Origin of the sequence: Allocoleopsis sp. (assembly GCF_036703385.1) — a bacterium.
Lineage (GTDB): Bacteria > Cyanobacteriota > Cyanobacteriia > Cyanobacteriales > Coleofasciculaceae > Allocoleopsis.
The window spans coordinates 1-15,259 of sequence record NZ_DATNPA010000014.1; the positions used below are offsets into that span (position 1 = coordinate 1).

The following is a 15,259-nucleotide window of genomic DNA, read 5'->3' on the forward strand; positions in this document are numbered from 1 at the left end:
GCATCGAGAAGAACTTTGGTTCTCTCAAGGTTTTACAAGGAATTAGCGGTTCTATCCAGCGGGGAGAAGTCCTTGCCGTCATCGGTTCTTCTGGCTGTGGCAAGAGTACATTGCTGCGCTGCTTCAACCGCCTAGAGAAGATTAATCGGGGGCGCTTGGTGGTTAATGAAATAGATTTATCACATCCCAATCTCAACCCCAAACAATTACGGCGATTAAGGGCACAGGTGGGGATGGTTTTTCAGCAGTTTAACCTGTTTCCCCATTTGAGCGTGCTGGAAAACTTGATGTTGGCTCCGCGTCAGGTATTGGGTAAGTCTCCTCAGGAAGCAGAAGAACAGGCTCGATTTTATCTAAACAAGGTGGGTTTAGCCGAGAAAGCTGCCGTTTATCCGGAACAGTTGTCGGGGGGACAGAAGCAACGGGTGGCGATCGCACGTAGCTTGTGTATGAATCCCCAGATTATGTTGTTCGATGAACCGACTAGTGCTCTTGACCCAGAACTGGTCGGAGAAGTGCTGCGAGTCATGCAGCAGTTAGCTGAGGAAGGGATGACGATGGTGGTTGTTACCCACGAAATGCAGTTTGCCCGTGAGGTTGCCCATCGAGTCATCTTTATGGATCGAGGTTGCGTGGCAGAAGAAGGAAATGCGCGAGAGGTTCTCACTAATCCAAAAAGCGATCGTCTACGTGCCTTCTTAAACCGTATGAGCTTTGCGGGTCAATAGAGACGCACTGACTTTGGTCATATACCCAGCCGATTTCTAGCAAACGTTCAGGCAATTCAAACATCTTGCCAGGTTTGCCTGACTACTTCATGATTAAGAAGGAGTAGTTCACAATAGCTATCTCTCGTCTTTTTACATAACTATACACTTAAAGAGAACAGACTTTAAGGGTATTCAATCACATGACACAAACTACTTCGATGAGACGGATTACCAGCTATCAGGCACTGTGGAGACCCCTAGAGAACAAAGGTCACTTTTGGTTCACCTATTTTGATGGTCAAAAAGAACGTACAGAAGACTTAGATGCCGAAAGCTTCAGGACGGTGATGAAAGTTCTCGACACCGACAAGCCAGTTTTTGGAGATCATACTACATCGGCTGTTGCTGTTCATTCACAGCCTAGCGATCTAAAAGTAGGAGCATGGGCATAAGGCACTGCCCGCCTTAAGCTTCGCAGGTTTATACGCCATAGAGTTAAGCGTAGAAAACTTGCCGATTAGTTTTTTTACCCAGAAAATAACTAAAGAGACGTGTACGGGTGTTGCACAATACCAGGGTGATTTGTAACGGTAATCCGAGCATCCACGCACTAAATCATCCATACTTTTGGGTAACACCCTTTCCTACTTTAGTAGACACCCCGACGGATGTTTGTCAAAATCTTGTTGACTGTTAAACGTGAAGTTTTAAAGCTTTATTAGCTCATGACCTTTTGCTCTGTCAAGCGGACTTTGCTGAATCCCTGGTGTATGACTTGTATTACTTAAGTTGTACACATTGTACACTATTTTTCAAGGGTTGATATCAACCGACACACCCGCAAATTTCATCAAACCTTGAAAATTTGCTGGCGAGGTGAGTCCTTCTTCTTAAAATTTGCTTAGGCTATAAAAAAGGGTGAGGCAAGCCGTTGAAGCAAGCTTTGAAAGACTGGCGCGGGAGAATCTGAATCCGTTATTACAATAATCTTTAATATATTAAAAGATTTCTTTATGAAATCTAAACATAAGTCTACACTTAGAGAGAAGAGACTAGAGGGGTATGAAAGGTAAGCCGCCTATGGAAATGAAACGCATTACAAGCTATCAAGCCTTATGGAGACCCCAGGATAACAAAGGCCACTTTTGGTTCACCTATTTTGATGGGGAAAGAGAACGCACGATTGATTTAGATCCAGAAAGTTTCAAGATTCTCTTAGAGATTTTGAACACCGATAAGCCCATTTTCGGCGATCATAAGACAGCGTCTGTGGCTGTTCATTCCGAACCAACCGAGGTTAAGGTGGGTGCATGGGCTTAGCCGAAGTCTCTTCTTACAAGCCTAAACTCTGTGAGGTATCACTAATCCCTGAAAAAAATTAGAAATAAAATGGGCGGAGTTTCTGCCTTTCTAACCAGGATTCTTTTGAAAAGTTGTTCTTCAGGTATTACACAATCTAAGGACGACTTAGCAGGAAACCTCAAGCTTCCAAAGAACTAAATCGTCCTTAGCAGAGTGCCAAGCGACTCCTCACTACCAGGAGTGGTGGTGGAAACGCTTATTTCCAGAGCCACTTTTTAACTTCGAGAGATGCAATTCCCTATGTTTCGGGAGAGCTACTACATGAGTGCATGAGTTCGTATAAATGACATGGAAATTAAGCTTTGCTAGTAGGCAACTAATTTCCAACGAACTGATGTAGCTTTCATCATGTATGGCCTTTTAATAGGTAATACCTGTGTATAACTTGTATTACCTATATCTATCCTATTGGAATTGGCTGACATCAGCAACTAACCTTAATGCAACTTTATTAAGTCTTGAGCCGTTCTGAGTACAGGCTTGCGGCAGTTTGTTGTCAATTGCCAGTCTCTGTTAACCGGACAGGCTCAATGTGACAATCGATTCACTCGAAGAACTTGATCGAGGTGGGCAGTAAACAGCTCCGACCCTCTATTAGCGATCGCACATTCCAACGGCTACCACCCCTCTCCCCCTCGCCCTATGCTTTCTCAATCAAGATCTAACAGCTAGCGCCTCACCCCGATTAGACTGGATGAGGGAGAGAGTAGGCGAAGGCAGTTGCGGACTCGCGCTTTCGTAGAGTCTGAGGAAAGTCCGGGCTCCCGAAAGGCCAAACTTGCTGGGTAACGCCCAGTGCGGGTGACCGTGAGGATAGTGCCACAGAAACATACCGCCTTCTCAAGGATGAAGGATGAAGCATGAAATTTCAGAGTTCATACTTTACACTTCATACCTTTTGAAGGTAAGGGTGCAAGGGTGCGGTAAGAGCGCACCAGCAGCATCGAGAGGTGCTGGCTCGGTAAACCCCGGTTGGGAGCAAGGTCGTAGGAACTATGGTTGGTCTTTTACCAGTTCCGCTCAAAAGAACCGCAAGAGGCGTCTGGTAACAGGCGTCCCAGATAGATAACTGCCCTCCCAGTAGTCTTGCTGCTGTGGAGAACAGAACCCGGCTTATGTCCGACTCTCTCCTCCTTTGAACCTCCTGAAAGGACTTTAGGTTGTCACTTTCAGTTTCTGCATCTAGACGCGGCTTTCTAGACGCCCGATGGCGCTAAGCAAGTATTTCTTGTTGAATTGCATCAGAGCAATTCAGAATAAACCGACCAGTAAAATTTTGATCGAGAAACTGATTATTCTGCAATGACAACGTTTTTAACGGTTCGTGAGCAATTTTTTATGGAAAAGACTTTGGTGTTCCTTAAGGGGTTTGAGAGTATTGATGATAAATTTAAGAATAAATTTGACAAGGCTATTGCAAATCAAAATTACAAAAAAGATTTAGAGGAAAGACTGATTATTGCTCTTGATCGATTTGATGATTTAGCTAAAGCAGATGCTCTATTCAAAGTATTCGTTTCTCACATTAATAATGAAATCAATCAGTCTGAATTTTTACATTATCTATATATTTTAGATAAAATTGATTTCCACAATATAGAAAGATTTAAATTCTTTTATGCTTCCCTTGAAGAAGTAACGAGTGATAATTGTTTAAATAGCTTCGCTTTTGTGGGACTATTAAAATTAGTCACAAGATGCGATCTTACAGTCTTTGGAAAAAATGAGTCTGGAAAAAAATTTTTGAAAATCTTAGGTCTACTTGCCTAAGCTTACTTATGGTACGCGTTCTCTTAAATCATGACCTTCATAGACCCTCGCCGTCAGAAGCAACTACGGCAATTTGTGCAAAAATTAGGGTTGCCGACTCAGGCTCCAGTACAGTGGGCGCTTCTTGACCTAGCACTAACGCATCCAAGCATTTCCACTCAGGCAAACTATGAGCAGTTAGAGTTTGTCGGTGATGCGGTTGTGCGTATCGCCACCTCAGAATTGTTATTTGAAACCTATCCTAGCGCTTCTGTCGGTGAATTTGCGGCGATTCGCTCGGTACTTGTAAGCGATCGCATCCTTGCCCAGCTAGCTAGGATTTATGGATTAGAGCGTTACTTACTCCTTTCTAGTAGTGCAGCGAGTGACGCGGCTGGAGAGACTTCACGGTTAGCAGATGCCTTTGAAGCGGTGTTAGGAGCCTTTTACCTAAGTACTCATACGCTGGAACTTGTGCGCCCGTGGCTAGACCCTCACTTACAGCAACTAGCCGCAGAAGTTCGCCAAGATCCAGCCCGCCTAAACTATAAAGATGCTCTCCAAGAATGGACTCAAGCTCACTACAAAGTTCGCCCAGAATATCGCCTAAGAGAAACCAGTTCAATACATGGAGATGACCATCGCTTCACTGCCGAAGTTTGGTTGCAAAATCAGCGATTGGGTGAAGGTCAGGGACGCTCTAAAAAGGCAGCCGAACAAGCTGCCGCAAAACAGGCCTTTTTGGCACTAAATCGTAATAATTAAAGAGAACTAGGAGCCTCCTAATGGAAACAAGTTTAACGTCACGGAATGTAATAAAAAATACAAGCTAAATTAGTAAGGTTATGATAAGCTATTTCGTCAGTTAATTACTGTAGGAATAAGTGACTTTTAACTCAATTGAATTCGTAGTCTTTTTTGGAGTTACCTACTTCCTGTACCGCCTTCTTCCTTTGGGTGGGCAAAACTTAATATTGCTCATTGCCAGCTATGTATTCTACGCTTCGTGGGACGTGCGATTCGTTTTTCTGCTCGTCCTATCAACCGTTGTTGACTTCTGCTGCGGGTCAATGATTGAGACGGGTCGATTAACGGGCTCCAAACGCCGCTTGGCTTCTTTGTTCCTGGTATTGGCGGCCTTCTTGTGCGTTACGGTGCAATGGGATGCGGTTGTCTTCAGGACAAAACCCATTGCACTATCGGTACAGTGGGCTAAGCTTTTACCTACTTCATTGTCCGGCTGGCTGGTACTACTTGGAGCGCTGGCATTAGTAGCAGCTGCTAATCTGCTGTATCCACGATTCACTTCACTTCCAGAAGAACAACGACGCAAGTTGTTCCTGTGGCTCAGTATAGGTACCAACCTAGCGCTCCTTGGCTTCTTTAAGTACTTCAATTTCTTCATTAGCAGCGCTGAGGGATTCATTAGTGCGCTTGGCATTCATGCCGAATTCTTGCACTTAAACATCGTTCTGCCTGTCGGAATTTCGTTCTACACGTTTAAGACGATCAGCTACACCGTTGATATCTACCGAGGCAAGATTCAGGCAGCGCAACGATTTTTGGATTTTGCCCTATTCTTAGCTTATTTCCCGCCATTACTAGCAGGCCCCATTGATCGAGCATCATCCTTACTGCCTCAATTGTCAAATCCACGCCAGATCACTTTTAAACAATCTGCCGAAGGGGTGTTCTTGCTCTTATTCGGCTTGTTTAAGAAAGTGGCAATCTCTGATGGAGTAGCCGATTCAGTCAATGCAATCTACGGCACAAGTGGAGTAGTGTCCTGGATGGATGTGGTTTTGGCAACGTTTCTGTACACCGTCCAAATCTACTGCGATTTCTCCGGCTATTCCGATATGGCTAGGGGTGTATCCAAATTGTTCGGCATCGAACTGATGGTCAACTTCAATCTGCCCTATTTCTCAAAAGACCCCAGCGAATTCTGGCGTCGCTGGCACATCAGTCTCTCTACTTGGCTACGGGACTACCTTTACATTTCCCTCGGTGGAAACCGTCAAGGCAATCGTAGAACTTATCTCAATCTGATGACGACTATGGTGCTGGGCGGACTTTGGCACGGAGCAGCCTGGAACTTTGTTCTCTGGGGATTTTATCAGGGAACACTGCTGTGTGTGTATCGAGCTTTTAACCTCAATCCTAGTAAACAAGTACCCGCCAATAATGCGATTCGTGTACTTAGATCATTAGTGACAACCCTATTCTTTTTTTTACTGACTTGCTACGGATGGCTATTATTTCGAGCAACTTCTCTGGTTCAGATTACCACATTCACAAAAATTCTTGTTGTAGATTTTGGAAACTTGACGAGCACTCTACCAAAGCCACCGTTGCCTACACTATTGGGTATTCCACTACTCATGGGCTATGAATTTTTGGAATATCAAGCTAATAAGGCAGATTTTTACCGACGTTTTCCAACGCCAGCGCGTGCAGCCCTTTACGCCGCACTAATCATTATTTTGTTAATGGGAGAGAGCAATGCACCTGCTCAGTTTATTTACTCTCAGTTCTAAACTACCCTCCGGAAAGCTAATTGGTAAGGTGGTTGTAACCGGACTGTGGATTTTTTTCTTTCTACTAGTATTCGATATTTCAACCAATTTTGTTTTTCCGTATCCTTCAAACCCACAGGTAACTGATGCTGGACCACTTAACAGCTATTTTGAATATGGACGGTCTATTGAGGGAAAGCTCTTACGAATGCTCGGCCCTACCGATGAAGCGAGTTCACCTATTGCACAGGCTGGCTGGTTAGACCCAGAATTATGGAAAAAATTAAAAGCACCTGTCAGCCGTCCTCCAGGTAAAGAATTGCTCATTGCTATCTACGGCATGTCATTTTCCAATCATGTGGGCACGGCAATGGAGGCAATGGATTCCCGGATCGCGATAAGAGCGATCGCAGGTCCGGCAGCGCCACCCAACTATTCATTTGCTGCTTACAACTTAGATCGGGGTAGACACCAAGCCGATATAGTGATTTTGGGTCTCTTGGCTTCCAGCGTCAAAGCAATCAGAACACTCAATGGCATGACGTGGCAGTTTGAAGGACCTGCACCTTACACTTACCCGCGATACGTTCTGGAAGACGGGAAGTTAAAAGCCATCTGGCCAAATAGCCTGTCGTTGGCTCAATTCCGTGCTGCCTTTGGAAACAAGCAACAGTGGGATGCATTGCTAACCCAGATGCGAGAACACGATCAATTCTTTAACGCCTTCTTGTTCAAGCACAATTGGCTGGATAACTCTGTAATAGTACGCATGATTCGCAGAGCTTGGGCACAGCGCCATCAGATGATGATTAGCAATCAGATTCATAGTTCAGCCGGGTTCAATGCAGAATTAGACATTCCCGTTTTAAGGGCTATTATTACCGATTTTGCAGCAACCGCTAAAGGTGATGGCAAACTGCCAATTGTGCTTGTCCTCAACGATCGCGGATATGAAGACCACTTATTCCAAGCACTGAAGCCGACGTTAGAAAGTGCCTCAATTCCCTATGTGAGTACTCATAATATTGCTCCAGCCACTGACGTAAGGAATTTCGTTCCTGATGGACACTTCACCGAGAGTGCCAACCAATTAATCGCAAAAGCCATGCTGAAGTTAATCGACGAACATTTCAGTCTGAAATTGCCTAGCTCTGCTACACCAAATCGATAAAATTGACAACAAGTCGGCGCAAGGAAATAGAGAACGCCCAGTCAAGTCTGACGACTAAGCTAATCGGCAGTTATCTTTGCATCACCAAATTTCCAAAGCTCTTGTGGGATGGGCCTCTTGCCCGTCCCGCTCATGCCACTTAAAGGCGCGACAACTTATGACGGGCGATCGCATGAAGTACCTACGTCCGTATTCGCTAACGAAACAGCTCCATTTGAGCCTTCCGCACTGCCATCCGTTGCATCAAACTCCTGAGCCGGATTACTTGATTTTGGTGATTCGCCTGAAAGCAAGAGTGAAGGCTCAATCGTTGGCAAAGAAATTTCAACCGTAGTCCCTTGCTCATTGCCATCGCTAGAGAGGGTGATGCTACCTCCCATCAGTGTCATTAAATTCCGTGAAATTGCCAGACCAAGACCTGTACCCCCACACTTGCGCGTGGTCGAGCCATCAACCATTACGAAGGGGCGGAATAGCTTGTGCTGTTGAGTTGGATCGATGCCAATTCCCGTATCCTTAACGGTCACAACAACACAAGAGGACCCAGATACAAGAGGGCTACCCGTACTGCCATCTTCTGTAGATGTCAGGGCTAAACGTTTTCCCTTAGAAACAAAGGGTTCTCCTGTGTTCTCCCCATTATTAGAAGGAAGCGAGTGGGCTGTTTCCGCGCTCAGCTCAATTCGCGTATTAATCGTAATGCTGCCAGAGTCCGTGAATTTGACGGCATTGCCCACCACATTTAATATGACCTGCTTGAGTTTCGCTGGATCGGCCTGGACAGGAATAACTTCATGCAGGTCGGTTGTATGGAATTCTAATCCTTTATGCTGAATAGGAACAGCCTGTAAATTAATCACTTCATTGAGTATCTTTCGCAAGTCAACGGGCTCTGCTTCTACAGTGAGCTTCCCAGCTTCAATCTTGGCAATATCCAGAACGTCATTGATAATGCCTAATAAGTGAATAGCTGCATCATCTGCTCGCTGTAAAAAATCCAGTTCTTCTTCTCGGTCGTCGCAAAATCCATCGCGTACCAGTCGCAGGCAGCCAATGATGCCATTAAGTGGAGTTCTCAGTTCATGGGAGGTATTAGCTAGAAACTCATTCTTGAGCTGGTTAGCCATTTGTGCCTCTTTCCAAGCCGCTTCCAGTTCTTCTGCCCAAGTTCTTAGACGAGAAATCATCCCCTCGAAGGCTTCAGACAATTGGTTGAATTCCCGAATGTTAAAGTTTCGAGGAATTCGGTCTGTAGAGTGCAGGTGAGATTCATGCAGGGCGTAGTCTCTGAGTTTTTCTAAAGGACGGGCTAGGTCACGAGCTATATACAGGGTTGCTAAAAAACTTGCCGCAATTAAGCAGCAAGTGAGGACGATCAAAACTTGCTGAATATCTTTGAGACCATGCAGGGCACTTTCTAAGCCAGTAATGGATAAAATTGTCCACTTTTGGTTACGCTCAGTCGTAATTGGGCTATTGAACGCAGTGTATCCAGCAATTAATTCCATACCCTCTTTTTCAAAGGAGAATAAATGCAGAGAACCCTCCTGACCCGAACTGGCTTTAGCTACGACCTCTTTAAGCGCTCCCCCATCTGGTTCGTAGTAGATCTGACGCCCAATTCGTATTGGATCGATATGCGCTAAGATGATCCCTTTGTGATTAATTACCACTGGATAGCCAGACAATGACCTCGGCTTGGAGGGGTGGGGATGGAGCAAAGCGGACTCGATGCTCAGGGCATATCGGAGTTGACCTGTAGCGTTATAGACTGGCGCACTGAACACTAATGTGAGTTGATTGGTGGAGTCAGTTCGCTGGGAGTTGGCGCTGGCTGTTGTTGGGTCTTTTTGAGGAAGCTCCATCGTCACGTAAACCGGAGAACGGTTTCGTGGTAACAACGCACGCTGCCAAGGCCATAAAGTTGCCTCTTCTTGTGCGATCGCTCGATTGCCACAGCTACTAGCGACGAGCTTTCTGGTTTGAATATCACTGAGCTGTACGCACTCGATTAGGGTCGGTAATCGTTGAGCGAGTTTGTCGATAACTCCTTGATAATCACCAGGTGACTGGGATTGGAGCTCTACGCTTTCACTGGCTGCTTCCAGGTTAGCTTTTAGCGCATCAACCGATTTTTGAATATCCTCTCCTTTTCTCGCAGCGCTCTCAATCAGATTTTGCCGAGCCGTTCCTAAAAGCGTCGAGCGTGCTTTTCTATAGGTCACATACACCCCCAAGAGTAACACTGGCACGCTGAGCAGCAATAAGCGCGACAGCAAGATGCGACGAAAGGAGTATTGACCTGGCTTAGCCATAGTATCTCTCTCAGATTAAAGTGGAAAACCCAACAGGAATAATTAATACAGTAGATGAATCCCCCATCTCATCCATCCTAAAACCCTTCAAAGTCTCCTTGCATCTCAGAGGCTTGGCGTCTAGAAAAGCTTGACAAGGAAAGGCTTTATCTCAAGAATCTTCAAACTGCTCTTTTTGTTCCAGCCTGTTGCTATGTATCGTCACTCTGCGACCCCTCGACCCTATACAACAGTAGTTCTCGCCATGAGTACTGATGGCAAGATAGCAGACGTGGCGCGATCGCCTGCTCGATTTTCCTCTAAGAGCGATCGCACCCATCTTGAAACACAAATTGCTCTGGCTGACGGCGTCTTGTTCGGTGCGAGCACTCTCCGCGCCTATGGAACCACCCTCGGCATCTCCAATCCCCAGTTACTTCAACTCCGCCAACAAGGCGGGGTACCACCCCAGCCGGTACAAATTGTCTGCTCTGGTTCTGCCAATCTTGACCCTCAAATGCGCTTCTTTCGCCAGCAGGTTCCCCGTTGGTTATTGACAACAACAGCAGGTGCCACATCCTGGCAGAAAGAACAGGCATTGGGCGTTGGGAGTTTTGAGCGGATTTTGGTAGCTGATACATCCACAGGCGGAATAGATTGGAACAATGCCTTCCAACAGTTCTTTCAACTCGGCGTCGGACGCTTAGCCATCTTGGGAGGCGGTGAACTGGTAGCAGCACTCCTGGCAGCCGATTTAATTGATGAATTCTGGCTGACCGTTTGCCCGTTGATTTTAGGCGGAAGAACCGCACCGACGCCAGTGGAGGGGGAGGGGTTTCTCTCAACCTTAGCGCGGAGCCTGGAACTTTTAAGCGTCCAGACTATCGAACAGGAGGTATTTCTGCACTATCGGCTGCAACGCTCGTAAAGATTAGTTAACCTAAGAAAAGTTTTTACTTTTGGACTAGGGGCTCACTTTAGGTTTGATTGCTCCGAACAAACCTCTGGGTTGAGCCAATTTCACCCGCCCCTATAGGGTTAATGACGCGGTATCTTAACAAGTTTCTTTCTTGGATTCCCTCAATGGTTCAACAACCCCAGCTTGACTATTCCGTTACCTGGGTCAACCGGATGGCAGACATTCCTCAAGCCGCTTGGGATGACCTCGCTCAGCCTTTGAAGACCCCTTTCCTAGAATGGGAGTGGTTGAACAATCTAGAAACGTCAGGGAGTGCTACAGCAAAAACAGGGTGGTTACCGAACCACCTTACCGTCTGGCGAGACCGACAGCTCATAGCCGCTGCGCCTTTCTACATCAAAGGTCACAGTTATGGAGAGTTTGTCTTTGACCACCAGTGGGCGGATTTATCTCACCGCTTGGGGATACGTTACTATCCCAAACTGCTGGGGATGACGCCGTTTACGCCGGCTACAGGTTATCGGTTTTTGATCGCACCCGGAGAAGATGAGGAGCGACTGACGCAACAGATGGTGATTGCGATCGACCATTTTTGTGACCAGAACCGGATTAGTGGTTGTCACTTCCTGTTTGTTGACCCCGAATGGCGTCCTGTCCTGGAACGTCACGGCTTTACCAGTTGGCTGCACCACAGCTATATTTGGCAAAACAAAGGCTTTCAGACCTTTGATGATTATCTAAGTGTCTTCAACGCCAATCAGCGCCGCAATATCAAACGGGAGCGCAAAGCTGTGGCAACAACAGGTCTACGCTTAGACATTCTCCGGGGTGAAGAGATTCCTAAATCCCTGTTTCCCTCAATTTATAGTTTCTACAGCAGCACCTGCGACAAGTTTATGTGGGGGAGTAAGTATCTCACTCGCAAGTTTTTTGAGCAGTTGTACCCCAACTATAGCGATCGCGTGTTGCTAGTTGCGGCTTATCGAGAGGATGATAACCGCCATCCGCTAGGAATGTCGTTTTGTATCAACAAGGGTGACCAGCTTTATGGTCGCTATTGGGGTTGTTTTGAGGAATTCGATTGCCTACATTTCGATGCTTGTTACTACACGCCAATTGAGTGGGGCATTGCCAATGGCATTCAGATGTTTGACCCCGGTGCGGGTGGACGTCACAAAAGACGGCGAGGTTTTCCGGCAACGCCAAATCACAGCCTGCACCGATTTTACAATGCACGGTTTACCCAAATCTTACGGCACTACATCGGTGAAATCAACGTTATGGAACAAGAAGAAATTGACGCGATTAATCAAGATTTACCCTTCACCAAACGAGAAATTAATCTGTCTATCCCCGATTAATCAGTTTCACTAATACACAACAGAAAGACCGCTTAACGAGCAACCTCTGACGATTACCCAATCCTTGAGAATTTGTGAAACTCCTTTGAGCATTTAGGAAAATTTTTTAAGAAGAATTTGTGAGAATTTTGTGAAACTCTTACTCCAGATGGATTGACGGATTCGTCTCCATTGTCATGCTTTTTTTGAGGATGAAATTTGATGTGTTAGCATGGCATTCATTTGATGGAATACGCCAAAATAAATAGGGGTCAACGAAATGAAAAGAGATCGCCTAGCTTCCCCCACCCACCAAGACCCCAAGGTAGAGATTGAGAGCCAGTTGCGACATCTTCTGGGACAAGTTATGTGTGAGTCAGGAGAACTACACCGACTTATCCTCAGTAGCATTTCTGAAATCATTTTTATTACAGATAATTCGGGAGTATTGACTTTTGTTTCTCCCAATGTTCAAGAAACTTTTGGCTATTCGTCCTACGAGATACAAGAGTTGGACAACATCAGCCAATTGTTAGGAGATAATCTCTTTCGGTGGCAAGACCTAGACAGTTCGGGAGAGATTTCCAACATTGAACGAGAAATTATAGACAAAGCGGGTAGGCGGCGCACCTTGCTGATTAACATCAAGCAAGTTTCTATCCGTGGAGGCACGCTCCTGTATAGCTGCCGTGATGTTAGTGATCGCAAGCAAACCGAACAAGCTCTGCAAGCTCGCGATCGCCAACTTCGGGCGTTCTTCGAGGGAGCCATCGATGCCGTACTGATTGCCGATGACGAGGGTCGGTATGTAGACGCGAACCCAGCGGCATGTGAACTTTTGGGTCTATGCAAAGCCGACGTTCTCGGTTGTCGGATTTCTGACTTTGCCGAGCCCCATTTTGACTTTGCCCAAGCGTGGTGTAGCTTCCTGGAGCAGGGACGGGTGACGGGAGAGTTCTGCCTGCTGCGTCCTGACGGAACGATGCGAGAAGTGGAGTATGCCTCCACGGCGAATTTTTTACCCCACCGTCATTTAGCGGTGTTGCGAGACATCACCCAGCGCAAGCAGGTAGAGGCAGAAATTCTGGCTTTGAAGACACAACTAGAGCAAGGGGCGATCGCGCCTGCGGGTGAAATGCGTTGGCAACAGTGGACTGACTGTCCCATCTTTAATCCTCAAGGTGGGTTTGTGGCGTTTCAGTCGGTAGCGCGAGATGTCGCTGAACCCAAGCCAATGGAACAGGGATTGGCACAAAGCGATACTTACTATCAGATTATTTCCGAACTCACTACGGAGTGTCAGCAGACCGAGGCTGTCTTGCGCGAAAGTGAAGAGCGATTTCGCGCCACCTTTGAGCAAGCCGTAGTGGGAATAAGTCATTGTGCGCTCAACGGAGAGTTTGTTCGAGTTAACCGCAAGTTTTGCGACCTGATGGGCTATACCCAGGAAGAGCTTCTGGCTCTAAGCTGGAGAGATATTACTCACCCCGATGATCAAAGAGCGGGTGAAGATTATACGCGATCGCTATTGGTTGGTGAGATCGAACACTACTCATGTGAGAAGCGCTATATCCGTAAAGATGGAGGTATATTTTGGGGAAACCTGACCCTGTCTTTGCTGCGTGAACCCTCTGGTGAACCGAAGTATTTGGTAAAGGTGCTGGAAGATATCACCGAGCGCAAGCGGGCACAGGAGGAACGACGAGAAGCGACAGAGCGCATGGAATTGGTCATCCGCGCTTCTAATGACGGTTTCTGGGATTGGAATTTGCTAACAGGGGAGATTTACTTTTCCCCCCGTTGGAAGGAGATGATCGGCTACACAGACGACGAACTGCCAAATCAAGTGACAAGCTGGGAAAAAGTCCTCTTTCCAGAGGATCGCATCACGACGTTAAAACGTCTCGAAGATTACAATTCCGGCAAAATCTCCCGCTTCCTGATTACGCAACGCTTTCATCACAAAAATGGTTCTACCGTGTACGTCTTCTCACGCGCTATGCATCTGAAAAACGAGCAGGGACAGGTTGTGCGCATGATCGGTGCCCATACTGATATTACCGATCTGGTCAATGCTCAGGAGGCTTTGCGATCGCTGACCCAACGAGAACAGGAAAAAGCGACTCAGCTAGAACTGGCGTTGCAAGAACTGCAACAAGCCCAAACTCAATTGGTTCAGCAGGAAAAAATGGCTTCTTTGGGCCAATTAGTAGCGGGAGTAGCCCATGAAATCAATAACCCCGTCAGCTTCATCTACGGTAATATCAACCCGGCCAGTGGATATACTCAAGACTTGCTACACCTGTTGGAGTTGTACCAACAGCACTACCCCCAACCGGCCCCAGAGATTGCTGAACAACTGAAGATTGCTGATTTAGAGTTCATTGCCGAAGATTTCCCGAAGCTGCTGGTATCCATGCAGAACGGTGCTGATCGTATCCGCCAGATTGTGCTTTCTCTGAGAAATTTTTCTCGCCATGATCAAACCGAACTCAAGTCGGTGGACATTCATGAGGGCATTGATAGCACCTTACTCATTTTGCAGCACCGCCTCAAACCACAGCCTGATCGTCCTGAGATTCGAGTGGTGAGGGAGTATGGGCAACTGCCCCAAGTGGAATGTTATCCGGGTCAACTTAATCAGGTGTTTATGAATCTTCTGAGCAATGCCATTGATGCCTTAGAGGAGTCAGGGTGCAGCGTTCAAAATTCGGGGTGTAGTGAAAAAACGGCTGAAAACGAACAGGGGAAAACTCCTTTTACCCCGACGATTCGGATTCGGACAGAGGTGATAGAACACTCCTCTGGCAAGAGCGATCGCACGGCGTGTCCGTGGACAACGAACCACGACTCTCTAGAGGCTCCAACCCAACCGAAATCGCCGGAAGAACCTGAACGTTCCTCTTCTGTAGTTATCTACATTAGTGACAATGGTTCTGGCATGAAGATAGATGTTCACCATCAAATCTTTAATCCTTTCTTTACGACGAAACCTCCAGGGAAAGGTACTGGTTTAGGACTATCTATCAGCTACCACATTGTGAACAATAGACATAATGGTCAGCTTTTTTGTCGTTCAGCACAGGGTCAAGGAGCAGAGTTTGTGATTGAGATTCCGATCTCTCAATGCCAATCCAACGACACCCACAAGGGATAAATTTTTATATTCAGATATCCGGATACCTGTCACACAGAAAA

General features: G+C 46.5%; 11 protein-coding genes and 1 other RNA gene. 11 read left to right on the forward strand and 1 reads right to left on the reverse strand.

The window, feature by feature from the left end; translation table 11 throughout:
* Positions 1–2: 2 nt before the first annotated feature.
* The 8 genes from V6C93_RS00615 to V6C93_RS00650 all read left to right on the forward strand — a co-directional run bounded on the left by V6C93_RS00615 (position 3) and on the right by V6C93_RS00650 (position 7,508).
* Positions 3–728 (forward strand): amino acid ABC transporter ATP-binding protein, encoded by a 726-nt coding sequence (locus V6C93_RS00615; protein WP_333474699.1) that lies wholly within the window; start codon positions 3–5, stop codon positions 726–728.
* Between the two features lie 182 nt (positions 729–910).
* A complete protein-coding gene (locus V6C93_RS00620; RefSeq protein WP_333474700.1) occupies positions 911–1,162 on the forward strand; it encodes a hypothetical protein in 252 nt (83 codons plus the stop codon).
* A gap of 634 nt (positions 1,163–1,796) precedes the next feature.
* Positions 1,797–2,030: a hypothetical protein gene (locus tag V6C93_RS00625; protein WP_333474701.1), complete on the forward strand. Its 234-nt coding sequence runs from the start codon at positions 1,797–1,799 to the stop codon at positions 2,028–2,030.
* Between the two features lie 745 nt (positions 2,031–2,775).
* An RNA gene (rnpB, locus tag V6C93_RS00630) (RNase P RNA component class A) lies at positions 2,776–3,203 on the forward strand.
* A gap of 171 nt (positions 3,204–3,374) precedes the next feature.
* The gene (locus V6C93_RS00635) at positions 3,375–3,842 is read left to right on the forward strand and encodes a hypothetical protein (protein WP_333474702.1); all 468 of its coding nucleotides are present in this window, start codon (positions 3,375–3,377) and stop codon (positions 3,840–3,842) included.
* A 30-nt stretch (positions 3,843–3,872) separates the two neighbouring features.
* On the forward strand, positions 3,873–4,586 hold the full coding sequence (rnc, locus tag V6C93_RS00640; RefSeq protein WP_333474703.1) for a ribonuclease III: 714 nt from the start codon (positions 3,873–3,875) through the stop codon (positions 4,584–4,586).
* Between the two features lie 119 nt (positions 4,587–4,705).
* Positions 4,706–6,358, forward strand: a complete 1,653-nt coding sequence (locus V6C93_RS00645) for an MBOAT family O-acyltransferase (RefSeq protein ID WP_333474704.1) — start codon at positions 4,706–4,708, stop codon at positions 6,356–6,358.
* A gap of 187 nt (positions 6,359–6,545) precedes the next feature.
* Complete coding sequence (locus V6C93_RS00650; protein WP_333474705.1) at positions 6,546–7,508, forward strand: hypothetical protein; 963 nt, start codon at positions 6,546–6,548, stop codon at positions 7,506–7,508.
* A 155-nt stretch (positions 7,509–7,663) separates the two neighbouring features.
* Here V6C93_RS00650 and V6C93_RS00655 read toward each other — a convergent pair whose 3' ends face one another.
* Positions 7,664–9,823 carry a sensor histidine kinase gene (locus V6C93_RS00655; protein ID WP_333474706.1) on the reverse strand — a complete coding sequence of 720 codons (2,160 nt, stop codon included), beginning with the start codon at positions 9,821–9,823 and terminating at the stop codon, positions 7,664–7,666.
* Between the two features lie 193 nt (positions 9,824–10,016).
* Here V6C93_RS00655 and V6C93_RS00660 point away from each other — a divergent pair, with 193 nt between their 5' ends.
* The 3 genes from V6C93_RS00660 (at position 10,017) to V6C93_RS00670 (ending at position 15,218) form a co-directional block, all read left to right on the forward strand.
* On the forward strand, positions 10,017–10,730 hold the full coding sequence (locus tag V6C93_RS00660; protein WP_333474707.1) for a RibD family protein: 714 nt from the start codon (positions 10,017–10,019) through the stop codon (positions 10,728–10,730).
* Positions 10,731–10,885: 155 nt separating this feature from the next.
* Positions 10,886–12,082, forward strand: a complete 1,197-nt coding sequence (locus tag V6C93_RS00665) for a GNAT family N-acetyltransferase (RefSeq protein WP_333474708.1) — start codon at positions 10,886–10,888, stop codon at positions 12,080–12,082.
* A gap of 259 nt (positions 12,083–12,341) precedes the next feature.
* On the forward strand, positions 12,342–15,218 hold the full coding sequence (locus V6C93_RS00670) for a PAS domain S-box protein (RefSeq protein WP_333474709.1): 2,877 nt from the start codon (positions 12,342–12,344) through the stop codon (positions 15,216–15,218).
* Positions 15,219–15,259 lie beyond the last annotated feature (41 nt).